22 protein-coding genes are annotated in these 26,833 nt (G+C 34.3%); 12 read left to right on the top strand and 10 right to left on the bottom strand.

Annotated elements, in window-relative coordinates; all coding sequences use genetic code 11:
- Window positions 1-50: 50 nt before the first annotated feature.
- Genes rimK through WBG07_RS09385 form a run of 4 tightly spaced genes read left to right on the top strand, consistent with a single transcriptional unit; the run spans window position 51 to window position 3,935 of the window.
- Window positions 51-926 (top strand): 30S ribosomal protein S6--L-glutamate ligase, encoded by an 876-nt coding sequence (rimK, locus tag WBG07_RS09400; protein WP_340200655.1) that lies wholly within the window; start codon window positions 51-53, stop codon window positions 924-926.
- The gene (locus WBG07_RS09395; RefSeq protein ID WP_340200654.1) at window positions 916-1,881 is read left to right on the top strand and encodes a succinylglutamate desuccinylase/aspartoacylase family protein; all 966 of its coding nucleotides are present in this window, start codon (window positions 916-918) and stop codon (window positions 1,879-1,881) included. The genes rimK and WBG07_RS09395 overlap by 11 nt, the downstream gene beginning before the upstream one ends.
- 50 nt (window positions 1,882-1,931) lie before the next feature.
- A complete protein-coding gene (gene corA / locus WBG07_RS09390) occupies window positions 1,932-3,038 on the top strand; it encodes a magnesium/cobalt transporter CorA (RefSeq protein WP_340200652.1) in 1,107 nt (368 codons plus the stop codon).
- Between the two features lie 48 nt (window positions 3,039-3,086).
- Entirely contained in the window at window positions 3,087-3,935 is an 849-nt protein-coding gene (locus WBG07_RS09385; protein WP_340200649.1) for a mechanosensitive ion channel family protein, read from the top strand.
- A 128-nt stretch (window positions 3,936-4,063) separates the two neighbouring features.
- Here the strand turns inward: WBG07_RS09385 and WBG07_RS09380 are convergent, their stop codons facing one another.
- The 10 genes from WBG07_RS09380 to cobA all read right to left on the bottom strand — a co-directional run bounded on the left by WBG07_RS09380 (window position 4,064) and on the right by cobA (window position 17,775).
- On the bottom strand, window positions 4,064-5,500 hold the full coding sequence (locus WBG07_RS09380) for a rubredoxin (RefSeq protein ID WP_340200647.1): 1,437 nt from the start codon (window positions 5,498-5,500) through the stop codon (window positions 4,064-4,066).
- Window positions 5,501-5,508: 8 nt separating this feature from the next.
- Window positions 5,509-9,045 (bottom strand): molybdopterin-dependent oxidoreductase, encoded by a 3,537-nt coding sequence (locus WBG07_RS09375; RefSeq protein WP_340200645.1) that lies wholly within the window; start codon window positions 9,043-9,045, stop codon window positions 5,509-5,511.
- A gap of 162 nt (window positions 9,046-9,207) precedes the next feature.
- On the bottom strand, window positions 9,208-9,894 hold the full coding sequence (locus WBG07_RS09370; protein ID WP_340200644.1) for a response regulator transcription factor: 687 nt from the start codon (window positions 9,892-9,894) through the stop codon (window positions 9,208-9,210).
- Between the two features lie 119 nt (window positions 9,895-10,013).
- Complete coding sequence (locus tag WBG07_RS09365) at window positions 10,014-11,291, bottom strand: alginate export family protein (RefSeq protein ID WP_340200642.1); 1,278 nt, start codon at window positions 11,289-11,291, stop codon at window positions 10,014-10,016.
- Window positions 11,292-11,319: 28 nt separating this feature from the next.
- Entirely contained in the window at window positions 11,320-12,144 is an 825-nt protein-coding gene (locus WBG07_RS09360; RefSeq protein ID WP_340200641.1) for an ABC transporter ATP-binding protein, read from the bottom strand.
- A gap of 17 nt (window positions 12,145-12,161) precedes the next feature.
- The gene (locus WBG07_RS09355) at window positions 12,162-13,001 is read right to left on the bottom strand and encodes an ABC transporter ATP-binding protein (RefSeq protein ID WP_340200639.1); all 840 of its coding nucleotides are present in this window, start codon (window positions 12,999-13,001) and stop codon (window positions 12,162-12,164) included.
- Window positions 13,002-13,013: 12 nt separating this feature from the next.
- Window positions 13,014-14,117 carry an ABC transporter permease gene (locus WBG07_RS09350; protein ID WP_340200638.1) on the bottom strand — a complete coding sequence of 368 codons (1,104 nt, stop codon included), beginning with the start codon at window positions 14,115-14,117 and terminating at the stop codon, window positions 13,014-13,016.
- 11 nt (window positions 14,118-14,128) lie between these two features.
- A complete protein-coding gene (locus WBG07_RS09345; protein ID WP_340200636.1) occupies window positions 14,129-15,517 on the bottom strand; it encodes a CmpA/NrtA family ABC transporter substrate-binding protein in 1,389 nt (462 codons plus the stop codon).
- Window positions 15,518-15,760: 243 nt separating this feature from the next.
- Window positions 15,761-16,474, bottom strand: coding sequence for a Crp/Fnr family transcriptional regulator (locus WBG07_RS09340; RefSeq protein WP_340200634.1), 714 nt, complete (start codon window positions 16,472-16,474; stop codon window positions 15,761-15,763).
- Window positions 16,475-16,998: 524 nt separating this feature from the next.
- Window positions 16,999-17,775, bottom strand: a complete 777-nt coding sequence (cobA, locus tag WBG07_RS09335) for a uroporphyrinogen-III C-methyltransferase (RefSeq protein ID WP_340200631.1) — start codon at window positions 17,773-17,775, stop codon at window positions 16,999-17,001.
- Window positions 17,776-17,899: 124 nt separating this feature from the next.
- Between cobA and nirB the strand changes: the two genes are divergently transcribed.
- The 8 genes from nirB to WBG07_RS09295 all read left to right on the top strand — a co-directional run bounded on the left by nirB (window position 17,900) and on the right by WBG07_RS09295 (window position 26,828).
- Entirely contained in the window at window positions 17,900-20,401 is a 2,502-nt protein-coding gene (gene nirB, locus WBG07_RS09330; protein WP_340200629.1) for a nitrite reductase large subunit NirB, read from the top strand.
- 26 nt (window positions 20,402-20,427) lie between these two features.
- Window positions 20,428-20,808, top strand: coding sequence for a nitrite reductase small subunit NirD (gene nirD / locus WBG07_RS09325; protein WP_340200626.1), 381 nt, complete (start codon window positions 20,428-20,430; stop codon window positions 20,806-20,808).
- Between the two features lie 18 nt (window positions 20,809-20,826).
- Window positions 20,827-21,420, top strand: coding sequence for a DUF4202 domain-containing protein (locus WBG07_RS09320; protein WP_340200623.1), 594 nt, complete (start codon window positions 20,827-20,829; stop codon window positions 21,418-21,420).
- A 28-nt stretch (window positions 21,421-21,448) separates the two neighbouring features.
- On the top strand, window positions 21,449-23,284 hold the full coding sequence (locus WBG07_RS09315; protein ID WP_340200622.1) for a PAS domain-containing sensor histidine kinase: 1,836 nt from the start codon (window positions 21,449-21,451) through the stop codon (window positions 23,282-23,284).
- The gene (locus WBG07_RS09310) at window positions 23,274-23,867 is read left to right on the top strand and encodes a precorrin-2 dehydrogenase/sirohydrochlorin ferrochelatase family protein (RefSeq protein ID WP_340200620.1); all 594 of its coding nucleotides are present in this window, start codon (window positions 23,274-23,276) and stop codon (window positions 23,865-23,867) included. The genes WBG07_RS09315 and WBG07_RS09310 overlap by 11 nt, the downstream gene beginning before the upstream one ends.
- Window positions 23,857-24,219, top strand: a complete 363-nt coding sequence (locus WBG07_RS09305; RefSeq protein ID WP_340200618.1) for a DUF7009 family protein — start codon at window positions 23,857-23,859, stop codon at window positions 24,217-24,219. The genes WBG07_RS09310 and WBG07_RS09305 overlap by 11 nt, the downstream gene beginning before the upstream one ends.
- A 1,032-nt stretch (window positions 24,220-25,251) precedes the next feature.
- Window positions 25,252-25,800: a UpxY family transcription antiterminator gene (locus WBG07_RS09300; protein ID WP_340200616.1), complete on the top strand. Its 549-nt coding sequence runs from the start codon at window positions 25,252-25,254 to the stop codon at window positions 25,798-25,800.
- Between the two features lie 104 nt (window positions 25,801-25,904).
- Window positions 25,905-26,828: a TSUP family transporter gene (locus tag WBG07_RS09295; protein ID WP_340200614.1), complete on the top strand. Its 924-nt coding sequence runs from the start codon at window positions 25,905-25,907 to the stop codon at window positions 26,826-26,828.
- Window positions 26,829-26,833 lie beyond the last annotated feature (5 nt).

The following is a 26,833-nucleotide window of genomic DNA, read 5'->3' as shown; positions in this document are numbered from 1 at the left end:
TCCCGCTTAGTTTTAAAGAACTATTGTAGCTAAAAATAAATACTATCTAAATGAAAATTGTTATTCTATCACAAAATCCAAATTTGTATTCTACCAAACGTCTTATTCAGGCTGGGACAGAAAAAGGTCATGAAATGCAAATTATAAACCATTCTAAATGTGACCTTATTATCGAGAAAAGGAAACCTGGTCTTATTTATCAAGGAAAAGAAATAGAGGGTGTAAATGGAGTTATTCCGCGTATTGGAGCCTCCATTACTTTTTATGGGACTGCCGTGGTCCGTCAGTTTGAAATGATGAAAGTATTTTCCGCTATCGAATCACAAGCGTTGGTGCGTTCTCGTGACAAATTAAGAAGTCTTCAGATTTTGTCTAGAGCAGGTCTTGGGCTGCCAAAGACGGTTTTTAGCAATTACTCTAGAAATGTAGGTGCTATTATTGAAAAAGCAGGTGGTGCACCAGTGGTAATTAAACTATTAGAAGGCACACAGGGGCTTGGTGTTGTTCTTGCAGATAATCAGAATTCTGCAGAATCTATACTAGAAGCTTTCAATGGATTGCAGGCTCGAGTCATTGTACAAGAATTTATTAAAGAAGCTAAAGGGGCAGATCTTAGGGCATTTGTTGTTGATGGTGTTGTGGTAGGAGCCATGAAGCGTCAAGGTAAAGAAGGTGAGTTTCGTTCAAATCTTCATAGAGGAGGTTCTGCGAATATTGTAGAGCTTTCAGATGAAGAGGAAAATGCAGCCATAAAGGCAGCAAAAGCTATGGGTCTTGGGATAGCTGGAGTTGATCTTTTACAATCTGCTCGTGGACCATTAATCTTAGAAGTTAATTCATCCCCAGGACTTGAAGGTATTGAAACTGCTACTGGAAAGGATATTGCTGGTCAGATTATTAAATATGTAGAACGGAATGCAGAATAATAAATTAAAAATCTTAGGTCATATAATTCCTAATGGAAAAGGAGTACAGCTCAATTTAGATATTGCTAAATTACATACACAGACAAAAATTCAAGTACCCGTCATTGTAGAAAGGGGTAAAAAAGAGGGTCCGGTATTATTGATGACAGCGGGAATTCATGGCAATGAAATAAATGGTATCGAAATTGTCAGACAATTAATTTCCAAAAAATACAACAAACCTGAATTTGGGACGGTCATTTGTATTCCAGTAGTGAATGTATTTGGGTTTTTAAATCAAAAAAGACAATTTCCAGATGGCAGGGATTTAAATAGGGTATTTCCTGGAAGCCCGCGCGGTTCATTGGCGAGTAGGTTTGCATATCATATTATTAAAGAAATTGCCCCTTCAGTAGATTATTGTATTGATTTTCATACCGGAGGAGATGGACGTTTTAATATCCCTCAGGTACGAATTAATGAAGGAGACAAAGAGGGTTTAGAGTTAGCAAAAGTATTCCAACCTCAATTTATCATTGAGACAGGGCACAGGGATAAATCTTTTAGGGAAAGTCTTCATAAACTCAATAAAAAAGCATTGTTATTTGAAGGAGGAAAGTCCTTGCATATAAACAAAAAAGTAACCCAAGTTGGAGTGGCAGGAACCATGAGGGTAATGCAGCATCTAGGTATAAGGAATTTTGAAGAAGAGTTAAAATTAATGAAGAATAAGATGATCACCTCTAAAATCATCAATAAATCTGCTTGGGTAAGGGCTAAATATTCAGGTATGTTTCACCCTATCGTTAGATTAGGAAGTAAGGTAAACATTGGAGATGTTTTAGGCAGTATCTCTGATCCTTTTGGTTCGTTTGAAAAAAATATAAAGGCCGTGTTTTCAGGATATGTGATATGTGTTAATCATTCCCCAATAGTCAATCAAGGTGATGGGATTCTTCATATTTCAAAAGATTAGATTTTATGAGTTACCTCTAGTCTAAGAGCAGTATTCTTAAATGATTTGATATGAAAATTAAGGTAAAAAGTATTTTAACAGAACCTATTAGTATGGCAAGATTTGTAAAAAAAAGAAAAGAAGATATTGGTCTTTCACCAGATGATATCTCCTTTAAGGGTATCCAAAAAATGGATAAGGTTCTTCTTAGGATAGTTGATTATGATGAAGAAAACTTAGAGGAAAATAGTATCGATAAAGTGGAGGTCATTGTAAATCATCAAAAAAAACCTACGGTTACCTGGTTCAATATTGACGGTCTTCATGATGCAAAAATAATTGAAGATATAGCTGAAGTATTTAATTTTGATAAGCTAGTACTTGCCGATGTTATGGATGTACATACAAGGCCTAAAGCACAAGAATTCAGTAACTGTATTTTACTTTCAATTAAAATGCTTCAACAAGATGAAGATACAGAACGTATCTCCGTTGAAAATCTAAGTATTGTCTTGACGAAGTCTGTTCTGCTATCATTTCAAGAAAAAAGAGGAGATGTCTTTGAACCTGTGAGGGAGCGGGTTAGAAATGGTAAAAAACGAATTAGAACTGGTGGCACAGATTATCTGGCCTTTGCTTTAATAGATATAGTGGTAGACAATTATATCTATATTATAGGTGTTCTAGGAGAGAAAATAGAAACCTTAGAAGAAACCTTGTTACAGGAACCAAGGAAAAGCGTTATAGATGAAATTTACACGTACAAAAGAGAAATGAATTTTTTGAGAAAAAATATTAATCCTGCGAAAGAAATGATCTTGACTTTATCTAAGATGGAATCAGAATTGATTAATGAAAGCACGCAAATTCATTTTAAAGAACTTTTGGACAACATTAGTCAGGCAATAGATTCATCAGAAACCTATCGAGAAATTCTTTCAGATCAGTTGAATATTTATCACACCACCATTAGCAGTAAATTGAATGATGTAATGAAGTTTCTAACCATTTTCTCGGTTATTTTTATTCCTTTAACTTTTATTGCGGGTATTTATGGGACTAACTTTGAGGTGCTTCCTGAACTAAAATTTGAATACAGCTATTTTATAATGTTGGGAGTAATGATATTCATTGCGATTGCAATGCTTATCTATTTTAGAAAACGAAAGTGGCTTTAATACCTTGAATAATCTAACTATTTACAAAAAAGCATTTAAAAAGAACAAATGGAAACATTAAGGGAATTTCTGGAATTTGAGTTAATTATATTAGGAGAGAATGTAATACGGGTTTATACATTGTTAACTATTCTATTCATTTTTCTAGTTACCAAATTGGTATTATGGTTAATCAAGAAAACACTTTTTCGTAAAAGTCAGTTTAATAAGCTTGATAGAGGTAATATTTATGCGTTATTTCAAATCATTAAATACGTAATATGGGTCATTGCAGTTAGCTTGGTTTTAGAAACTATTGGTATTAACGTAACTGTATTGATAGCTGGGTCAGCTGCTCTACTTGTTGGCGTAGGATTGGGGTTACAGCAAACATTTAACGATGTCTTGTCTGGTATAATATTACTGTCAGAAAAATCTATAAGAATGCATGACATCTTAGAAATAGATGGCGATATAGTAAAAATTCAAAGTATTGGATTGCGTACATCTAAAGCTTTAAATAGAGATGATATTTCTGTTATAATTCCTAATTCATTAATTACAAATAACAAAGTAATTAATTGGAGTCATCAAGCGGAGATGACGCGTTTTAAAATTAATGTGGGTGTTGCCTATGGTAGTGATGTGGACTTAGTGATAAAAATTTTAGAAGAAAGTGCCCTTGAGCATCCAAAAATCTCTAACCCGAAATTCACGGAAGCGCGATTGATGGATTTTGGAAATTCATCATTAGATTTTCAGGTTTTGTTTTATAGTGAAGATATATTCGGGATAGAAAAAATAAAAAGTGATATCCGTAGAATTATCAATAAAAAATTTGCTAAAAATAATATTGCAATACCTTTTCCTCAAATGGATTTACACTTGAAATCAAATGCTACTGAATTATTCAAATAGGACAAATGTAACTTCATTTAATATTTCAAAATGGATAGGCAATAAAGATATCCATAAATAAACGAATCTGATTCTGTTTTTTGGTGATTTAACCTTATTAGGAGTGTATTGTTATTTCTTAAAACTATTTAGGAATGCAACTGTAGCAACGTACTTTTAAATGCAGATTTATTAGCTGCGCAAACGGGACAACTGTAGGTTTCTGGAAGTTTTTCAAAAGGGACTCCTGCTTTAATTTGATTAAGTGGATCACCTATTCTTTCATCGTAAATGGTCATGCAGGCATCACATTGATAGACTTCATTTAGGTCTTCCTGAGTCTTTAATTTTTTAATTTCTTTTTTTGTAACCTTACCTAATTGATCAAAATATTTTTTACAAAGCTCCATAAGCAAGCCTGGTAATTCTATTTTGTCTACATCTTGCGCAAAAGAAATATATTGGTTGGTGTTGGGATCAAAGTTTTCAAAATGAAGAACATTAAAAGTTGGCCTTACCTCAAAATCTTTTAGAATATTTGAAGGGGTGTTTTTTTCAATAATTATGGAGGAGAAGTGTGATCTCTTGCCTACATCATTGCTTATTGCAATGGTGAGCCCGTAAGTGCTAATATCATTTTGATCAAAATTTCTTACCAAGAGTTTCTTTAACTCTAATGCTTCCATATCATCTACTGGTAGATGCCAGTTCATCTCTAATTGAGAATGCCTCACATTAATACCCCATTGCCCTAAAAAGCGTTCCAGGTCAATTCTACTGTTTTGTTTGATTCCTTTTACAATCAGAGATTTCCAAGGGGTAATAGAAATTTTACCAATGCTATTGTCTAAGCAAAATCCGCAAAAATCTTTTAAAAATTTAAGATCATACCTGTTGTTTCTCCAATAAAGTCCTAACCAATATTGATCTAATCCCATTCTATTGACTCCTTCGTAATAAGGAAAGGTGAGGTAGGGAACCTCCAAAGGTTTGTTAATACTTCTATTGTTGGTATCTAATTTTTTATTTAAGATAAAAAACAGGGACTCTATGTCTTCTACTTCTTCAAAAACCTCTTCAATTTTTTTTGACAGGCTAACAATATCCCAACTATAGACCAAAACAGGGTAGTAAGCTGCTTTTTTCCAGTTTGGAAGATCTATATGTAGGTACCAATAATCTTCTTGATCGGAGGCAATAAAATTTAGATTTCCATTAAAGATTGGGACCAATCTTTGTTTGGGATCTGTGATATTGATTTTGAGTTTTGGGAGATAATCAAAACGTTCTAATATATACAGGTATGTAGAACCCTTAAGCCAATAGGTCATATCAAAAATATCTGCAGAAACATAAGATGAAACTATATTTTGGTAGCTTCTGTCGCTTATTAAATGCGTATTTACTTTTGAAATGTATTCTGAAACTTTAGGATCTTCGGCGTTTAGTTTGAATAAAATATCCTGTCTTGATCCGAGATGAATTTCTGTCAATCCAAGTTCTTCCAAAATAACAATACTATCTTTCAATTCACCTGGAGAAGTGATGCCTCCTTTGAATAAAATTCTATATAAATCGTCGTTCATAATTTTCCCTAATACGTAGTTACGGCTTTAAGTTCTTGATCTAAAACGGCTTTCACCTCTGGTTTGCAACTACCGCATCCGAGTCCCGCTCCAGTTTCTGAGCATAATTTGCCAAAATCAGTACAGCCTCTTGAAATAGCATCTTTAATATTGCCTTCTCCTACCTGACTGCATGAGCAAATAAGGTTTCCTTTCATGGGTTCTGAATTAGAGACTCCACGTAAGAGTTCATCCCGTTTTTCTGAGAGCTCTATTTCTTCTTCGATCAGGCGCTTAAATTCTGCAAATTCATTTTTGTCACCCATTAAAATGGCTCCCTTAAGGGTATCGTCTTTTACAATGCATTTTTTATAAAAGCGTTTTCGCACATCCATTAAAATAATCTCCTCATAAGAGTCGTCTTTTGAAGGTGTGTTTACCATTCCTATACTACAAAGATCTAAGTTTTCAAACTTGAGAATATTCATTAAAACAGAGCCCGTATAGATACTGCTCAGGTCTCCTAAAATATAGTTTGCTGCAATAGTTGCTTGTTGTTCTGCAGCAGAAGTAATTCCAAAGAGTGAATTTTGAAATTCGGCAATTTCACCAAGTGCAAAAATCTCTGGGTTGCTACTTTGTAAATAAGAATTGACTACAACTCCTCTTCGGGTTTCAATATTTGCTTGTTTGGCAAGGGCTATATTAGGTCTTGTTCCTATAGCATAAACAATGGCGTTACAGGTAATGGTTCGGCCAGTTTTTAAAGTTACTTGAATGGTTTGGTTACTTTCTGGTTCTTCAAAAACGGTGCTGACTTCATTATCAAAGTACACCTGAATACCTCTCTCTGCCACGTCTTCCGCAAGTAACCTACTAGCAACAGGGTCTAGTTGTCTTTCCATTAATCTGGGTGCACGCTGAATAATACTTATATTAATATTGATTTTTTTAAGTGATGCTGCGAGTTCTAAGCCTAAGAGACCACCTCCAACAATTACTACATGTTGTTGTGATGGTGGCAAGCCTGTTTCTTGTAAATAACGCTTTAATTTATCAGCATGATTACGTTCTCTCATGGTGAATCTGCCCGGTAAATCCATTCTAACTTCTGTTGGTACAAATGCGCTACTGCCAGTTGCCATCACCAATAGGTCGTATGCATGCTCTTTACCAGTATCATCTTTTACAATTTTCTTTTCAGCATCTATAGCTGCAATTCCATTTCCGGCATATAAAGTAACGTCTAGTTTGTTTAACTCCCCCTGTTTTAACTTTTGTAAAGCTTCCCATGGAAGTTCTTCATTTACATATTCTGGGAGTAATACTCTATTATAAAACGGATAGGGTTCTTTGGAGAATACATGCAGTTCATCTATTTCGTTTTTCTCTCTGTATGATACTACAAATCTATAGGCTGCTGCACCCGCACCCACCACTATGATTTTCTGTTTTGGTTTTTGATATTTTTCTACACGTACAGCACAGTATTTAAAATCGGGTTCTTTAGAGATAGGGTCTACCAAATCGTTCGTTAGGTTATTCGCTCTACTAAAATCGCTATTCAATATTTTACCCCAGTGCATTGGTAAAAAGACCACTTTTTCTCTAATATCAAAGTTTATTTTAACCTTTACCCGGACACTTCCCCTACGACTTTTTATGACTGCAATATCATTGTCATTTATTCCTAGCAAAAACGCATCTACCTTATTCATTTCTAAGTAGGGAGATGGAATATGAGTAAGCAATCGTTTTACTTTTCCTGTCTTAGTTCTGGTATGCCATTGATCTCGCACTCTCCCTGTATTTAGAATTAGCGGATATTCAAGACTTGTTTCTTCAGATTGATTGTATAATTTTCTGGGTGCATTAAAATGCGCCTTTTTGTCTGCGGTATAGTATTGCTGATCTTCAAAAAGCCGGGATGTTCCTTGGTGCGTTTTGTGGGGAACAGGCCATTGAAAACTCCCTTCTTTTTTCAGACGATCATAGGAGAGTCCAGAAATATCAATATTGGTATCCTTGGTCATTAGGCAATATTCATCATAAACTTCACTCGTAGAATTATAATCAAACCCCCTAAAGCCCATTTCTTGAGCAAAACGCCATAGTATTTCAACATCTGGCATGGCTTCTCCCGGTGCGTCCATTACTTTAGGTAGGTAACTTATTCTTCGCTCTGAATTAGTCATGGTTCCCTCTTTTTCCAGCCATCCAGCTGCTGGCAATAATAGGTCTGCGTATTTAGTGGTCTCCGAGTTATGAGAAATATCTTGAACAATTACAAAACTAGCTTTTTTTAGTGCTTTTTCAATTTTACGAGCGTTGGGCATACTCACTACCGGATTGGTACAAATTATCCAAATAGCTTTTAATTTACCATTTTCAAGTGCATCAAACATTTCGGTTGCAGTAAAGCCCGCATTTTTACTAATAGGTTTTCCTCCCCAAAACTCTTGCACTTCTTTACGGTGTTTCGGGTCGTTTAAATCTCTGTGAGCAGCTAAAAGACTAGCCATTCCCCCAACTTCTCTTCCTCCCATTGCATTGGGTTGACCTGTTAATGAAAATGGGCCACATCCAGGCTTTCCGATCTGCCCGGTAAGTAGTGAAATATTAAGTAAAGAGAGGTTTTTATCTACGCCAATAACACTTTGGTTTAACCCCATAGTCCACATGCTAATAAATTTATGAGCGTTGCCAATTAGTCTTGCTGTTTGTTTGATTTCGTCTTTGGTAATTCCGCATTTAGTTGCCGCCTGACTTAGCGTAAGTTGAAAAGCACTTTGTTTGCAAGCTTCAAAATTTGAGGTGTGCTTTTTAATGAAAGTATGATCAATTTTTTTTCTTTCAATAAGCCATCTGGCTATTGCATTGAAAAGAATAACATCAGTACCGGGTAAAATCTGCAAATGGACATCTGCCAAAGCACATGTTTGGGTCTTTCTTGGGTCTACAACTATAATCTTTACATCTGGATTTTCTTCTTTGTGTTTTTCCAGTCTTCTAAATAAAATTGGATGACACCATGCTGGATTTGCACCTGCTATCAAAAAGCAATCTGCCAATTCAATATCTTCATAAGCAATGGGGACAGCATCTTCCCCTAAGGTTTTTTTATATCCAACAACTGCGGAACTCATACATAAGCGCGAGTTGGTATCTATATTGTTGGTTCCAATGAATCCTTTGGTGATTTTATTAGCTAAATAGTATTCTTCTGTAAGACATTGACCAGAAACATAAAAGCCTACACTATCAGGCCCAAATTTATCAATGATGCTTTGAAATACAGAAGCGGCTCTTTTAAAAGCAATGTCCCAGGTAATACGTTGCAAGGGATGATTGCGACTCCATCGCATTTCTGGATACAAAATTCTATCACTTATATCTTGTGCTACGTAGTTTAAATTTTTACCTTTTGAACATAGCATTCCCTTATTGACAGGGTATTTCTCATCTCCTGTAACCACCAGTGTGCCAAGATTATCCTTTGTTACCGTTATTCCACATCCAACACCACAATATGAACAAATGGTATTAAAACTTTTGTTTTTATGCATTACCAAAGAAGTTCTTTACATTATTTAATTACAAGAGTAAATTAAAAAAATACCCTTTAAAATGGGGTAAAGATTTAATAATACTAAGGCTTATAATTATCAGACTGATAATTAATTCAGGGAGAATTTATGAGATTAAAATAGCGGGGCAGTCTATATTCCCTAATTAAGGTCTAAACCACTTGCTTTTTTTGAAAGTTCAATTAAATTTTTCACCTGCATCTTACGCATTAAATTAAAACGATGTGTCTCAATAGTGCGTTTACTCTTTTCAAGTTTTTCGGAGATTTCTTTGTTAGTATAGCCCGCAAGTATCAATTTAATAACTTGTAATTCTTTGTTTGTCAAATCAAAAGGATTTGATTTACTCTTTTCAGTTACTTCTTCTACTTTGGTTTGTTTCTCTTGGCTTAACAGGTTATTTACTAACACATTTGAAATGTCTCCACTAAAATATTTTCCTCCTTCACTCACCACATGTATGGCTTTAATGAATTCAGTTTTATCAGTATCTTTTAGTAAATAACCTGATGCACCTGCTTTAACTGAGTTTAAAATATATTCTTCAGAATCATGCATGGATAGAATAATACACTTAACATCAGTTTTATTCTTATTTAAATTTTCAACGGTTTGAATACCATCCATTTCTGGCATTCTTATATCAATAATTAAAATGTCGGGCTGTTTTTCCAACACCAAGGCTATTGCTTCTTTCCCATTGCTCACTTCTCCTATCACCTCTAAATCTGTCTCTTCTTCTAGTAAAGCTCTGATACCATCACGCACTAAAGCATGATCATCTGCTAAAACAATTTGAATGGTATCGTTTATAGTGTGTTGTTCCATTCAAACAAAATTAATACATTATTAGACTACTGCAAGAGGTGATCACCTTTAAATTTTAGAGTTTTAACCAATTTTTTGTTTCAAGTAGAGCTAACTTTAAACTATTGAAATATACGCTCTTATTTACTGGTATTTAAAAACTTAGGCTTGATAATTAACATTGCCCAGGCCCAATTTTGAGTGTCAGCAGCTACATTTTCTGCAACTCCTTTTAATTCATACATACCATCTGCCGGGAATAGGTGAGAATACCCTATTTTGAGTGCAAAACCTTTAAATCCTTTTGTGAATACCAAATCAACTTCGGTTCCTAAAGCATTCTCTCCACTTGGTAAATCCTGCTCTCCGCTAAAATTTAGCACTTTGGCCATCAAGCTCGATTTATTTCCAAGGTCAAAGTTTGCTCCCAAATGGAAATCTACTAACCCTACAGAGTTAGCGTGATTACCTACGTAGAAATAATCCATATAACCATTGAATTTATGGTTGGTTCCATAAAGTGGGAAAAAAGCCCCCGTTTCATTTGCACCACCGTCATTACCGCTTATCACTTCTACTCCTGCGGTGAGTTTTACTTTGCTAGTTGCTTTGTAAGTTAGATCCAACCCTAATAGATAAGCGCCTTTTACATCTAATTCTCCTTGGCGTTCTCCTGTTTGTATAAAGGCATTTAATGCTGCATTAAAATTACCTTTGTCATAAACCAAATGAGTTCCTAAGGTTTGTAGATTGCTCACTCCATCTCCATCACCTGCGCCATCAAAATTTTGGAAACCATTATTTAATAATAGTAGGCTTCCAGTAAAATTCGTCCACTTTTGTTTTGCATAAATCATTTGCATGGTTTTATACGTGAATAAACCAGTGGTGTTAAAAGTGTTTCCTTCAGATTGAAATCCTCCGACATTAGGGAAATCTTGGTTAAAAGCAAATGCAAAATCAAGGATAAATTTGTCTTTAGAATATTTTATCAATGCGGCATCATGGTTACGACCTTGCTGCGCCCAATCTAAACCACCAAGAATTCTTTGGTCATCATAAGACAGTACTTGTCTACCTAATTTTGTTGACCATCCGGATCCAAAATTAAGTTGTGCCCACGCTTCAAAAACAGCAAATGAGTTGTTTTGATCATTTGGCAAAATCTGCCTGTTTTCACCCCAAACCATTACATCTTGTATACTTAAATAAAATTTGTAAGTTTCTGAACTGTATCCAGCGTTTAAACGCGCTCTTGTTGCGACAGAAAAACCGGGGTCGGTTCCATCTTCTATTAGAGTTCCAAAGCCATTACGGTATTCTGCTCTTGGTCTAAACTGCCCATCTAATACAAATTGGGAGGTTGCTGTTGTCATCCAAAAAAGGGTTAAAACAATCAGTATGTAATTCTTATTCATAATCTTTATTTTTAGAATTGGTAATTATTTAATGTTCTAGGAAATCAATGAGATGTTTTCTGTAATGGTAATAATCGTCATGTTCTAATACCGATTTTCGAGTACGAGGTCTTTCAAAATCTATTTCTAGGATATCTCCTATTTTGGCTCGAGGTCCGCTAGTCATCATTACAACACGATCTGCTAAGAAAATGGCTTCATCTACATCGTGCGTAATCATTACTGCGGTAATTTTTTCTTTATTCCAAATTTCAATAAGAATATCCTGTAATTCTCCTCGGGTAAGAGAATCTAACATCCCAAAAGGCTCATCCAGTAATAGTACTTTGGGTTTGATGGCAAAAGCTCTGGCTATTCCAACACGTTGTTGCATCCCTTGAGAGAGTTCATTTGCCTTTTTATTAAAGGCTCCATCAAGACCTACTTTGTGCAGATAATATTTGGCGATATCTTTCCTTTGTTTTTTAGAGGCATGCGGGAATACGCGATTTACTCCTAAAAGTACATTTTGCAAGGCGGTCATCCACGGCATTAAGCTGGGTGCCTGAAAAATAACCCCTCTATCGGGGCCAGGTCCTTTTATTGGGTTTCCTAGTACCGATATGTTTCCTTCGGAGATAGGATTGAGTCCTGCAATCATGGACAGCATGGTTGTTTTGCCGCATCCGGAATGCCCAATAATGGTTACAAACTCTTCATTCATTATCTGAAGGTTCAAATGTTCCAGTACTACGTAATCTCCTTTTGGAGTTGGGTATACCTTTTTGAGATTCTTTAAATCCAGCATTACGTTTGATGAAGATGCAATTGCATTTTCTTCAATCACAGTTTTTTCTAAGGTTTCTATACTCATACTTTTTGGTTTAAAGATTAGGCTACAAAGTCTTTTGGTCTTAAATCAGGTAGTTGATAGACTTTTTTAGAAACAGATTTACGTTCTTCCCCGATATCCATGAGGTATTCAATAATTGCATTTCTTGTTTTCTTAAAATCAGGGTTGTCGTTTAATGCTGTTTTATCACGCGGTCTATCAATATTGATTTTAAACTCTGGACCTAAGGTTGCTTTGGGGCCGGGACGAAGCGGTATAATTCTGTCTGCCATGTAAATTCCTTCATCAACATCATTGGTTATTAAGAGGGCAGTTCTTTTATCTTTATTCCAAATATTGAGTATTTCATCTTGAAGATTTCCACGAGTTAAAGCATCTAAGGCTCCCAAAGGTTCGTCCATAATAATCATCTCTGGATCCATTGCTAATGCTCTTGCTACCGCTACTCGTTGCCGCATTCCTCCAGACAATTCTTTTGGACGTTTGTTCATTGCAGGTGTTAAATGAACCATTTCTACATACTCTGCTACTCTCTGCTTTATGGTTTTACTGTTTTCCTTGGGAAATGCTTCCCGCACCGCCATAGCTATATTTTGACCTACTGTTAGCCATGGTAACAATGAGTAATTTTGAAAGATAACACCACGTTCATGACTGGTGCCTTTAACTGGTTCTCCTTTAAAAAGCACTTCTCCACTTGTGGGTTGTAGCAAGCCATTAATTAAATTCACTAAGGTGGTTTTACCACTGCCTGTAAACCCTACGATTGCTACAAATTCTCCTTCTTCTATGGAAAGATTAATATTTGATAATACTTCAGTGAGATTGTCACCCTCTCCATAGTTTTTGTAAATGTTATTTAATTCTAAGTATGCCATAGGAGTTTTGTTTTAGGCGGTTGCGTTTTTATTGAAGGAAACCGCGTTTTGTATAGTGAGCATGATTCTATCTAATAAAAACCCTATAATTCCAATAACAAACATGGCTACAATAATTTTTGAATTAGAGTCATTTGCACCGTTCTGAAACTCTTCCCATACAAATAGTCCTAGACCAGGGCTTTGTGCCAAAAGTTCTATCGCTATAAGTACCATCCATGCAACAGATAATGTAATACGCAGCCCTGTGAAAATTAATGGAAGGGAAGAAGGTAGAATTACCTTAAATACTTTTTGAAGAGGCCTAAGCTTAAGGACTTTTGCTACGTTGATATAATCTTTGTCTACAGATGATACCCCCATGGCAGTATTCACTAAGGTAGCCCACATAGAACACAGACCCACACTTATAAAGGAAATAACAAAGGAATTGTCTGAGCTAGTCCCTATAAGTAGGGTTTTTACAATCATAAACACCAATAAATACCAAACTACTGGTGATACGGGTTTAAATACTTGAATAAACCAGTTAATTGCATTTCTAAGTGTTTCGCTAAGACCAATTACAATACCAAAAGGAACTGCAATAAAAAGCGCTAATAGAAAACCAGCAAAAACAGTTTTTAAGCTAGTAAGTACAATATCTATAAAAGAAGGTCTACCAGTATAAACAATAGCGGTTTGTCCCTTATCCATTCGTTTTGCATTTACCGCTGCTGTTTTATTAATAAAATCTAATTTATCTTGCTTAATGACATAATGATCATCAATTAATGTTTGTACCGATGCCCATACTTGCGCAGGAGACGGCAGGGTATTAGTCTGGCAGCTGGTTCCATTGCTTGCAAAACAAGATTTTAATGCTTCTGAAGCCGCTAGACCTTGATCTTGCATCGTTTTTTCTACTCTAAAATCAATTTCTCGCTGCCTTAAAAGATCGGCACTTAAATGCCAAATACCAATGAATGCTGTAATAGAGACTACAGGAATCAAGAGCTTCTTTAAAGCAGTTTTTAAATCAAATTTTGGTGTCTTCATTCTTAGTTTAGACAAAATAAATTTTGTTGCGATATTCCATTTTACAGGCGCTTCTTTGACGGTTACACTCTGTTTCATGTTTTCTAATTTTAAAGTGAAGAATTTTCTTTGTTACCAATTTTAAAACTATTGATATAGCCAAGAGGGTCTTTAGCATCATATGTTTTACCATCTATAAATTCAGATGTTGTTGGTTTGTAACCATCGGTTTTAGGAATATCAGATGATGGAATATGTCCTTCTTGAACAAGTAATTCTGCTGCTTTTTTCCAAATATCTGGGCGGTAGATGTCTTTAATTGTTTCAGAATACCAAGATGCAGGTTTAGACTCAGGAATTTGTCCCCATCTTCTCATTTGAGTAAGGAACCAAATGCCATCAGAATAGAATGGATACGTTGCGTTGTATTTATAGAATACATTGAAATCTGGCATGGATCTTTTATCTCCTTTTTCAAATTCAAAAGTTCCCGTCATTGAGTTTGCTAGTACTGTTTCATCTGCGCCTACATATTGTGACATAGATAAAATCTTTACTGCTTCTGGTCTGTTTTCAGGCTCGTCTAACCATTTTCCTGCTCTGATTAAAGCTTTAGTAACCGCAACGGCTGTGTTTGGGTTATCTTCGATAAATTTCTTGGTCATCACGAAAACCTTTTCAGGATTGTTTTTCCAAATATCATAATTGGTAGTAACTGGTACTCCAATACCTTTAAAGACGGCTTGTTGATTCCATGGTTCTCCTACACAGTATCCATAAATAGTTCCAGCTTCTAACGTAGCTGGCATCTGTGGTGGCGGAGTTACTGATAAGAGAACTTCTGCATCAATTTGTCCTTGTACATTACTTGCAGTGTACATTCCTGGATGGATGCCTGCAGCAGCCAGCCAATATCTTATTTCATAGTTATGTGTTGATACTGGAAAAACCATTCCCATTTTAAATGGCTTCCCGCTATTTTTATAATCGGTAATAACTGGTTTTAAAGCGTCTGCTTTAATAGGGTGTATTGGTTTCCCATCAGAATCTTTTGGTATGTATTGTTTCATTTTGGACCAAACATCATTGGAAACCGTAATTCCATTTCCATTTAAATCCATTGAAAACGGAGTAACCAATTCTGCTTGTCTTCCAAATCCTGCTCCTGCTGCAATAGGTTGCCCTGCTAGCATATGAGATCCATCTAATTGACCATCAATCACACGGTCTAAAACATTTTTCCAGTTAGATTGTGCTTCTACAGATACAAATAAACCTTCATCTTCAAAGAAACCTTTTTCTTTAGCAATAGCCAAAGGAGCCATATCAGTTAGTTTAATAAAACCAAATGTTAACTGAGGTTTCTCAATTTCTAGTGAAGTGCTTTCAGGCGTTACTTTTACCAAATCGGTTGCTTTTTTCTCTGTTTTTTCACCACAACCTATAAGTGTGATTGTCATCAAAAGAAAACCGAAGATTTTTGTCATACTTGTTTTCATACTCTTATTTTATTAATTATTCTACGTATTAATACTTATTGATAACAAATGTAAAGGCATTAATTTGATTATTGTATGTGTATAATTCATGTTATTGCCTGTTTTTAAGACATAAAAAAATATGATAAAAAAACAGGTTATTTATATAATTAACTGTTTATTAGTATTTTATATATATTTAAAGCTTTTAAGTTTAATCGAGTAAAACTACGTATGTTTACTCAAGAAAGTGGGTAGGTGGCATTAGCTGTCTAGGTAGAAGTTGTGTTCAGCTATTTCTTTTTTTAAGCTACTAGCGTCTGGAATTCCAATTTTCTTGCCATTGGTTAGAATAATTTTCTCTTTTTTAAGCATTGAGAAAATGCGGATGACTTGTTCTTCTGTAGTTCCTGCATAATCTGCATATTCTTTTCTACTAAGCGGTAAGTCTAAAAAACCATTGCGCTGTCCAAATTTTCTGTAAATATAGAGAAGGGTGTCAATCACTCTTTCTCGAACCGTCATTTGTGAAAGTGATTTAACTTTTGCCTCACTCCTATCTAGCTCATTGGCATAAAAAAGCATGAAATCGTATGCAAAGGAGGAGTCACTTTTAAGTGCTTCCTGAAGTTCAGTTTTTGAAAAATAGCATAGAACGCTATTTTCAAGTGCAATGGCACCAATTGGGTATTGTTCTGTAGCTCCAAAGCCCCGGTGACCAATTATTTCTCCTTTTTTAGCAAATCTCACAATTTGTTCTCTGCCATTTATCCCAGTTCTAAATACCTTTACAGTGCCTTTTAAAATAAAAAAAAGACCGTTTACTGGCGCTCCTTCCAGTATAAATTGTTGCCCTTTTTTACAACGAATATCATTCTTTAATTTTGTGAACCTTGAAATTATAGGGGAATCTATATTTTTCTTAATCAGACATAATTCATTTGAACATAATTTACAAGAGACTATGGTAGAAATCATAGTTTTTGACTGATTTCTTATCTGTGACTCATATGTATTAAAATTTTTCAAATCGTAAATATTTAATTATAACAGTGACAGTACCAAGAGATTCAATACAGACTTTGTTCATAAAAGGGGACTACTATTTTTGATTATAGGTTAATTTTAAATCCTTTAATAAATGAGGTTTGAAAGGGATTATTTTGAACGATCCAAAACAAGAAACAGCGTTTATCGGGAATATTTTGGAAGAAATACTCTTATAATCGTAAGCTTTGAAATGAATAGTTTGCATAATACTAGTCTTTATATTCAGATGATACTACAAAAATACATTTATAATTAAGTATCTATACGTAATATCATAAAAATCCTTAATAACTAAGTATTTTTATGATAATAGGAATTTTTTCTTTGTGAAAAATAAAGATTGATAAAATAGGTGTGGTGTATTGTGAAAAACTAAATACACTAAGGGGAGGAAGCTTATAGATAGGGGTTTATATCCCTTAAATTAGGAATTTTAGGTAGTACTTTCGAGATTAAAGAGTAGAATGTAGAACTCTTTGTACTTCTTCTTCAAAAAAAGTGGGGTGTTCTGCTACAACTGTACCAATAACGATAATTCCGGGAAGAGAAATATCTATTCTATTATAGATGCTTTGTACGTTATTTAAGGTTCCGGTGATGCAGGATTCAGTTTTCAAGGTCCCATTTTGGATTATTGCCATGGGAGTGAGTCCGCCACGAAAGTTTTTTATTACCTTGGCTATTTCAACTATTTTCCGCATGCCCATTAAAATTACTAAGGTGGCTGAAGATTTTGCAGCCATTTTTAGATCCTCCGAAAAAAAGCCATCTTTTTTAGTGGCTGTCATTACCCAAAAACTAGATGCGGTTCCCCTTTTTGTAAGAGGTATGCCTTGGCTTGAGGGCACAGCAATGGCACTAGATACACCAGGAACTACGGTTACTGGTATTCCAAAAGATTCTACATAATCAATTTCTTCTGAGGCTCTTCCAAAAACAAAAGGATCTCCTCCTTTTAAACGCACTACATGACCATAAGACAAAGCATATTCTACAAGGGAAGTGTTGATTTCTTCTTGAGATCGCGAGTGTTTTTCACATCTTTTTCCTACGTATAGCTTGGGTATGTCACTTGCAGCTTCGAGTAATAAGTCGCTATCTATTAAAGCATCGTATAAAATTGCATCTGCTTGCTGAATAGCCTTTAAACCTCTTATTGTAATGAGATCTTTACTGCCAGGTCCCGCACCTACCAAGGTTACTTTTGGTTGTTTTATGGATTGCTTCATTTTGATTATTTAGGTAAAACTTTTGTTAAATCATCAACAATAATACGTAATTATTCTGATATACGTACATATAAATTACGTAATAATACGTAATATTGTAAAGTCTTACTTAAAGAAGAACCCAATGAAAAATATATTAGTAGTAGGTAACGGAATGGTAGGTTATAAATTTTGTGAAAAGTTTGTAGCTTCAGAAAAATCAAAAGATTTTAATTTGATTGTTTTTGGAGAAGAACCTAGAGCGGCATATGATCGTGTACATTTAAGTGAGTATTTTGAAGAAGGAGACGCAGAAAAGTTGATGTTGGCACCTCTTGATTGGTATAAATCCAATGGAATTACATTGTATGTAAATGAGAAGGTGGTAGGTATTCAAAGAGCTAGTAAAACAGTTATTACGAGTAGTAATAAAACATATGCTTATGATTACTTGGTTTTAGCTACGGGTTCTGCTCCTTTTGTTCCTCCTATAAAGGGTGTTGAAAAACAAGGTGTTTTTGTATATAGAACAATTGAAGACCTTGAAAAAACCATGAAGTTTGCAGACACCGTAAAGGGTGGTAAAGCTGCGGTATTAGGAGGAGGATTATTGGGATTAGAAGCTGCTAAAGCAGTTAAAGACTTAGGGCTGGAGCCACATGTGGTTGAGTTTGCCCCTCGTTTAATGCCAAGACAATTAGATGACGATGGAAGTAAAGTTTTAGAAAGTAAGATAAAAGAGTTGGGAATTCATGTTCATCTCAACAAGGTTACCAAGAAAATAATTGGTAATGGCAGTATTGAGGGAATGGAATTTTCGGAAGGAGCTCCTTTAAATGTAGATATGTTAATCATATCTGCTGGGATAAGACCACGTGATGAACTTGCAAGGGCTTGTAGGCTAGAGGTAGGTGTAAGGGGAGGAGTTGTAGTAGATAATGCCATGAAAACTTCAGATTCATCTATACTTGCTATAGGTGAAGTAGCTTTGTACAAGGAAATGATATATGGACTGGTGGCTCCGGGATATGAAATGGCTCAGGTTGCAGTAGACCAAATACTTGGGAAGGAAACTAAGATGAAGGATGCTATAGATATGTCTACCAAATTAAAATTAATAGGAGTAGACGTTGCTAGTTTTGGAAATCCATTTACTTCAGAAGAAGAAGGACACGCAATTGTTTTTGAAAATAAATTAAAAGGCTTATATAAACGTATAAATATTTCCAAGGACGGTAAGTTACTCCTTGGCGGTATACTTGTTGGCGATGCTGATGATTACAATATGCTTTTACAATTATATCAAAACAAGATGAGCCTTCCAGAGAACCCTGAGGATTTAATTCTAGGTTCTAGAAATGGAGAAAGTGCCGTTTTAGGCAATGCGATGGATTTGCCAGATGAGGCCGTTGTATGTTCATGTGAATCTGTTACAAAAGGAGCCATTTGCTGTGCTGTTATTGATGAAGGTAATGAAACTGTTAAGGAAATAGCAAAAGCTACCAAAGCAACAACCGGCTGCGGAGGTTGTAAACCTATGGTTTCTGATTTGGTGGTAGAAAGTTTGAAATCTTTGGGAAAGACTGTTAAGATTCGTATTTGCGAGCATTTTGATTACTCCCGTCAGGAACTTTATGATATCGTGAAGCTAAGAAATATTCAAGAATATGATGAACTTTTAGATACGGTTGGATCTGGTCATGGCTGTGAAGTTTGCAAACCAGTAGTGGCAGCAATTTTTGCTAGTGTTTATAATGAAACAGCAAATGTGCAAGAAACTATTCAGGATTCTAATGATAGATATTTGGCCAATATTCAACGTAACGGGACTTATTCTGTTGTCCCAAGAGTTGCCGGTGGAGAAATTACTCCCAAACAATTAATGGCATTAGGAAGAATAGGTATGAAGTATGATCTGTATACTAAAATAACCGGAGGCCAACGAATTGATATGTTTGGAGCACAGCTGCATGAATTACCATTGATTTGGGAAGAATTAATTAAAGAAGGTTTTGAAAGCGGACATGCTTATGGCAAATCGCTTAGAACAGTTAAAAGTTGTGTTGGCTCTACCTGGTGTAGATATGGAATGGATGAAAGTGTAAGCTTTGCTATTGAAATTGAAAATAGATATAAGGGGATAAGATCGCCTCATAAAATGAAGGGGGGGGTTTCTGGATGTATACGTGAATGTGCAGAAGCACGTTGTAAAGATTTTGGTTTTATTGCCGTAGAAGGAGGTTGGAATGTTTATGTCTGTGGTAATGGAGGAGCCAATCCAAAACATGCAGAATTATTGGTGGAAAAAGTAGATAAAGAGACTGCTATTAAATACGTAGATCGTTTTTTAATGTATTATATCAAAACTGCAGCACCCTTGGTTAGAACTGCGGCTTGGTTGGAAAAACTAGAAGGAGGAATTACCTATTTAAAAAATGTAGTGATTAATGATTCTCTTGGAATAGCCGATGAGCTAGATAGAGAAATGAAGTCTTATAGAGACACCTATCAATGTGAATGGAAAGAGGCAGTAGAAACTCCAGAAATAAGAGAGCGGTATACTCATTTTGTGAATTCGGATGATCTAGATGAAAACATTGAATTTGTAGCACTTCGTGAACAAAAAATGCCAAAGGTTTGGTCGTAACTAACTAATCAATAAAAACTAATTTAATGGCACTTTCAGATTTAAATACGTATCAGGCAATCTCTCCAGAGGCAGTTAAAGTTTGGTTTAAGGCGGCACCAGTGTCAAAATTCCCAAAAAATGGAGGCGCATGCGTTAAATATAAAGATAAGCAGATAGCTGTTTTTAACTTTACGCGCAAGGGAGAATGGTACGCCTGTCAAAATTTATGCCCACATAAAATGGAAATGGTACTCTCTAGAGGAATGATAGGAGAGGAAGGAGAACAACCTAAAGTAGCGTGCCCATTGCATAAAAACACGTTTTCTCTAAAAACAGGTGAAAATTTAAATGGCAGTTTAGATGCAATTGCTACCTATCCTATAAAAATTATGGACAACTTTGTGTATCTTGGCTTTATAGAATAAAATCAGCACACAATAGCAATGTCCACCAGAAATCATTTATTGAAAGAAGCTTTTCGACTTTTTGATGAAGCAAATAGTAAAGATCCAAATACAGAGCTGGTAAAAGGGAAAAAGTATGCAAAAGAAGTATTGTATGCTATTAGAATGACAGAAACACTTAATAGTTTTGAGCCAGACGCTTCAGAAGCTTTGCAGCTTACCGCAAGGTGCCAGCATATTTGTAGATGGCAAATAGCAAGAGATTCTTATGAGATGAACCGAACGGGGTATCTGAGATGGCGACAAGAGCTTAAAAAATTTCACTCAGAAAAGGCCAAAGAAATTCTCCAAAAAGTGGGATATGATGAAGATATAATAGCGCAAGTTCAATTTCTTCTCTTAAAAAAACAACTAAAGAAAAGCAAAGAAACCCAAACCCTAGAAGATGTTATTTGTTTAGTTTTTCTTCAATATTATTTAGAGCCATTTACTCAAAAACACAATGATGAGAAAGTGATAGATATTTTGCGTAAAACATGGATCAAAATGTCAGATAAAGGTCATCAAGCAGCACTTAATATAGCTTTTTCTAATCATGCAAAGGAGTTAGTAAGCATTGCGATTAGCCAATAAATTTTTCAAAGAATAAGAAGATAATGGTATGCAGAATTCTACAAAAAAAATCAAGTTAGATGCAGCTACCTTTCTAAGAATTCAGAAATGGTATATTTTAGCCATTTTAGCTATTGCAATGACGATCACTATTGCTCAAATTTTAATTCAACAGCACCTTAATTCACAGTTAAATGATTCCCGTGTAATCAATGTCGCAGGTAGACAACGTGCACTTAGTCAGAAATTAGTCAAAGAAGCACTTCTTTTGAGAATACAGGATTGGGATAAAATTAGACAATTAAGAGTACTGGAAGATTTAAAAAGTACGTTACGTTTATGGAAAGTATCACATGAAGGTCTTGTAAAAGGCAATGATAGTATGGGATTACCAGTAGAGAAAAATCCTGAGATCTTAACACTTTTCAATGAACTTGACATTCGCCATAAGCTTATGGTAAATGCCACAGAACAAATATTAAATGGTGTTCAAGACAGTTCTTTAATCTCAAAAAATATAGACTTATTGCTTTTAAATGAACCTGTTTTTTTAAGTAAGATGGATGCCATTGTCAATAAGTATGATACATTAAGCAAAAGGCAACTAGAGCAATTAAAACTTAAAGAGATTTTATTATTTTCATTTTCACTTTTAATTTTGTTACTGGAGATAGTATTTATATTTAGGCCACTCTCACTTCAAATTCGTCAAACCATATCTAATCTTATACAGAGCCAAAAAGATTCAGAAAATAGTGCGAGGGCGGCAAAACAATTATTTTTAGAAAAAGAAAAATCGCTACAACAATTACAAGAGTTAAATTTTGTGATTGACAATGCTGCGCTGTTTGCGAGTACTAGAAATGACGGAACAGTAGTTTTTATGAGCAGGAAGTTTTTAAATCTTTTAGAAAAAACCAGTACTAACCTAAATATACCCTTATCCGAGATTTTGACAGAAGATGAAGGTCAACAGCAATATTTACGTGAAATTCTAACGAGCAAACGAAAAAATATTAGAACAGAAGAAATAAAAGTAAAGACTAGAAGCGGTATTGATTTGTGGTTGGATATGTCTATTATTCCAATGCATCAGTCAGGTCTGGAACAAAGTATTTTAATTTTATGCTCAGATATAACACAACGAAAAAGAAATCAGTTAAAAATAGAAGAACTCACCAAACAAAACTATGAGGAGAGCATTCGCCAGAAACAATTGCAGGCAAGTCAAATTGTTGAAGGACAAGAAGAAGAGAGAAAAAGAATAGCCAAGGATATTCATGATGGAATTGGCCAGATGTTAACTGCCTTGAAATTTAATATAGAATCTGTTAACTTAGATAACAAAGAAAAATCTGAAGAAAAATTGGCATTTTTAAAATCACTTACTTCTGATTTAATAAAAGGAGTTCGTACTGCTACTTTTAATTTAACACCACCAGAGTTAAAAGATCATGGGGTTTTCCCTGCTTTACAAAAAATGACTCAGGAACTGAGTAAATTAACGGGAAAAAATATATTATTTGAAAACAAATCTGAAGAAAGCATTAGATTTAATTCTTTAGCTGAAACAAATATTTACAGAGTGACACAAGAAGCTGTTAATAATGCCGTTAAATATGCCCAAGCAAATTATATTTTGGTCACAGTGAATTATAAAGATGATATACTAAGTGTAGTTATTGATGACGACGGAATAGGATTTGATTCTTCTATATTAAGTAGAGGCCCTAAAAATGATAGTGATGGAGGAATGGGGTTTTTCTTTATGAAAGAACGTATTAGTTACATAAATGGGCGTTTATTTATTAATTCCATACCCAATAACGGCACAAGAGTGACTATAAATTATAATCTTAAAAAAGCAGTATTAAATGGAGCGTAATGAGTTATATCCAGTTTTTTTAAAGGTAAATAATCTTCAGGTATTGATTGTAGGCGGAGGGAATGTTGCAGAGGAAAAGCTTACCTTTCTGCTAAAATCAAGTCCTAATGCCAATGTAGAGATGATTTCGCCTATGTATAGAGAAGGGACTATAGAACTAGCTCAAAGGCATGGCGTAAAAATGTATAAAGGACGTTACAGAAGAAAATATCTTAAGAATAAACACATTGTCGTGGCTACTACAGATCTGCCTAAGGTAAATGAGAAAGTATATCACGATTGCCGTAAACGTTCTATTTTAGTAAATGTAGCAGATAATCCACCATTTTGTGATTTTTATATGGGAGGTATTGTAACCAAAGGAAATGTAAAAGTTGCTATTTCAACAAACGGTAAGTCTCCTACAACCGCTAAGAGACTACGTCAGTTTTTTGAGGATGTAATACCAGAAAATATTGATGATCTAGTGAAAAATTTAAATGAATACCGAAAAACTATTAAAGGTGATTTTGAGGAGAAAGTAGAAACGTTAAATGAGTTTACAAAAGGGCTAGTTAATAAAAAGGATGATCATGAAGATTAGAATTAAAGGTAATTCGGTTCGCTTTAGACTTACAAAAACAGAAGTGGAAACTTTTGCTAAAACCGGAATTTATGAAGAACATACCTATTTTGGTAACAAAGTTTTTACCTACCGCCTAAAAGCAAAAGATAGTATTTCTGAATTGTATGCAGATTTCATAAATGATATAATTACTATTTACTTTCCTTCTTCCCAAAGCACAATTTGGGCTACTAGTAATAGAGTAGGATTTAGTAATGAAGTAGATTGGAATGATAATAACGCTTTATCACTACTAGTAGAAAAAGACTTTACGTGTTTAGATAGCACTATAGAAGATCAATCAGACAATTATCCAAATCCAAAATTATAATCTATTTAGGGTTGTGTATTGAATACATGGCATATAAAATGGTAGTCATGATGGTATTTTACCAAATTTCTTTATTTTCTGAAGAATCATCGTTACTATCAAAATATAAGTATATTTGTTTGCAATTTTAAATCATATAAGATTTAAAGATTACTATTGGATTCGTGCAATAGAAAAAGTCAAAAGAAATATACAAGGTATTGTTATATTTAAATATGAGATGTTGAAATAGAGACTTATAAAAGTTTCATTCTTAATAAGAAGTTGTGTTGTAAGATGAATTAAATTCATCTTAGGTTTAGTAGTTAAACCAATGAAAAGCTTTCCTCCCGAACCTTAAGGGATTTGGAGGGCTTTTTTTATTTAAATTAATTTTTAAAATTTTGGTCAAAAAATCTTTCATACTTTAAGAATTTACGATTTTAAAAACAGGAATTAACAATTATTAGAACTATTTCTTTACAAATTTTTATTCTTACAGGATTACTTTTTTCTGTTATGTAGTGAAAGATTGGACTACAGCTTAGTAAAATGCTAGGAAATCTAAGATTTTGACTATTTTTTGTTTAACGTTATGGAACTTAGTCTCTACAATACACAATAAGTTGTTTACCGATATTTCACGAAAATTTGAACAAAAAAATATCTTCCAAATTTTAAATGTTAAAAATATGTTAACAAAACTCATTTTAACATCATTTTATGAAATTCATTTTAAGGTATTTAAATTACTGATTAACAGTTATTTAAATGCTTTTTCTTCTAAAAGTAAAAACAGTGAATTTTTTAAAAAGGGGAAAACACCCGTAAATATCATTTGGAATTAAGAAAATTTATCAGGTAATTCGTTATCAGGTTTTCGCTTCAACATTTGGCGATTGATTACATCTTAATAAATCAGATTTCGAGTTATGTGACTCGAGGAAGCGAAGCCATATTTAAGTAAGAAATTCCCCCTTTTTACGTTTCAAAGACTCCCCTATAACAAGTAAGATTGTCATAAGAGTTTGTTTCAAATTTAAATTTTGTCCTATGAAAAGTTTCAAAAAAGGTTGGTATGTTCTTTATGTTAAGTCAAGAATGGAGAAGAGGGTAGATAAATCGCTCCAAGAAAAAGAGATTCAATCTTTTTTACCCTTATTAAAATCTGTTCATCAGTGGAGTGATAGAAAGAAGGTAGTTTTTGAACCTTTGTTCAAATCTTATGTTTTTGCTTATTTAAATACACAAAAGGATTTCTACGTAGCACAAAATGATTCTGGTGTATGCACATTTTTAAGTTTTAATAATGAGTATGTTAGAGCTAGAAATGAAGAAATTGACCAAATACGTCTTTTAACAGACTGCAATAATATTTATAATATTAAAACAGCAAATCAATATTTTGTTCCAGGAGACCGCTGCGTCGTTTCAGACGGATCTCTAAAAGGACTCAGATGCGAAGTGGTTAGAGTTAACAATGAACGTAAAGTACTTGTCCGACTTAATTCTATTGGACAGAATATTTTAGCTACATTACCCCCAGATCAACTAGACACAATTAAAGTTCCAGTCTCAAGCTCTAAGAGCTTATCAATCTAGTATTTCATTTAATTTATTGAGTAAGTAATATGGTATTTTTAAAAAAATTACCCGGCATTTTTTTGTCTTTTTTTTCGATAGTAATGTTGTCTTGGTTGTTTTATATGATTGTAAATCAAGGATTTGGGCTATTTATTAAACATTGGGCTATTACCTTAACGATGGTTATTGGTTCTTTTATCGCGGGGGCAAGTTCAGAAGGTGGTGGAGCTATTGCATATCCTGTATTTACTCTTTTAATGGATGTTTCACCAGGAGTAGCCAGAAATTTTTCTTACGCTATTCAAAGTATTGGTATGACTGCTGCAAGTCTTATGATTATAGGTCTTCGTATTAAAATAGAAGTAAAAGCAATAATATATGCTAGTATTGGTGGAATAATTGGATTAATAGTTGGAGCTTACTTTATTGTAGATTTGCTACAGGCGGGTCTTACTAAACTGCTCTTTGTTTCTCTTTGGTTAAGTTTTGGTTTTGCATTGTTTTTAACCAATTCTGTAAAAAATCGGGTCGTTATTGAAAATATAGGTGATTTGACAGGAAATGATGTCTTTAAACTTATACTTTTTGGAGTAATTGGAGGTATGATTACATCAATCTTTGGAAACGGAATAGATATTTTCACATTTTGTTTACTGACTCTTTTCTTTGGATTAAGCGAAAAAGTAGCAACACCAACTTCGGTGGTTTTAATGACCATTAATACTATTGCTGGATTTTTTCTTCATGCTTTTATAATGAAAGACTTTCAAGTAATTGCATTTGAATATTGGATGGTTTCTATACCAGTAGTCATCATATTTGCTCCTCTAGGTGCATTTTTGATTAGTAAAGTATCCAGAAAATTTATTTCTACATTACTATACTCAATTATTCTAATTCAGTTTATAGGTGCTTTGTTTATTATTAAACCTAATGGTTTTCAAATTCTCATGAGCATATGTGTAATCTTGACAGGATTTATTTTCTTTTGGAGACTCTCTAAAAATACCAGAAAATCAAAAGTTAAATTGGCAACAACATCTTGACCAAT

The sequence above is a fragment of the Ascidiimonas meishanensis genome, from assembly GCF_037782385.1.
Classification (GTDB): domain Bacteria; phylum Bacteroidota; class Bacteroidia; order Flavobacteriales; family Flavobacteriaceae; genus Ascidiimonas; species Ascidiimonas meishanensis.
The sequence above is the reverse complement of the archived record's forward strand: the minus strand, read 5'-3'. Positions and strand labels throughout refer to the sequence as shown.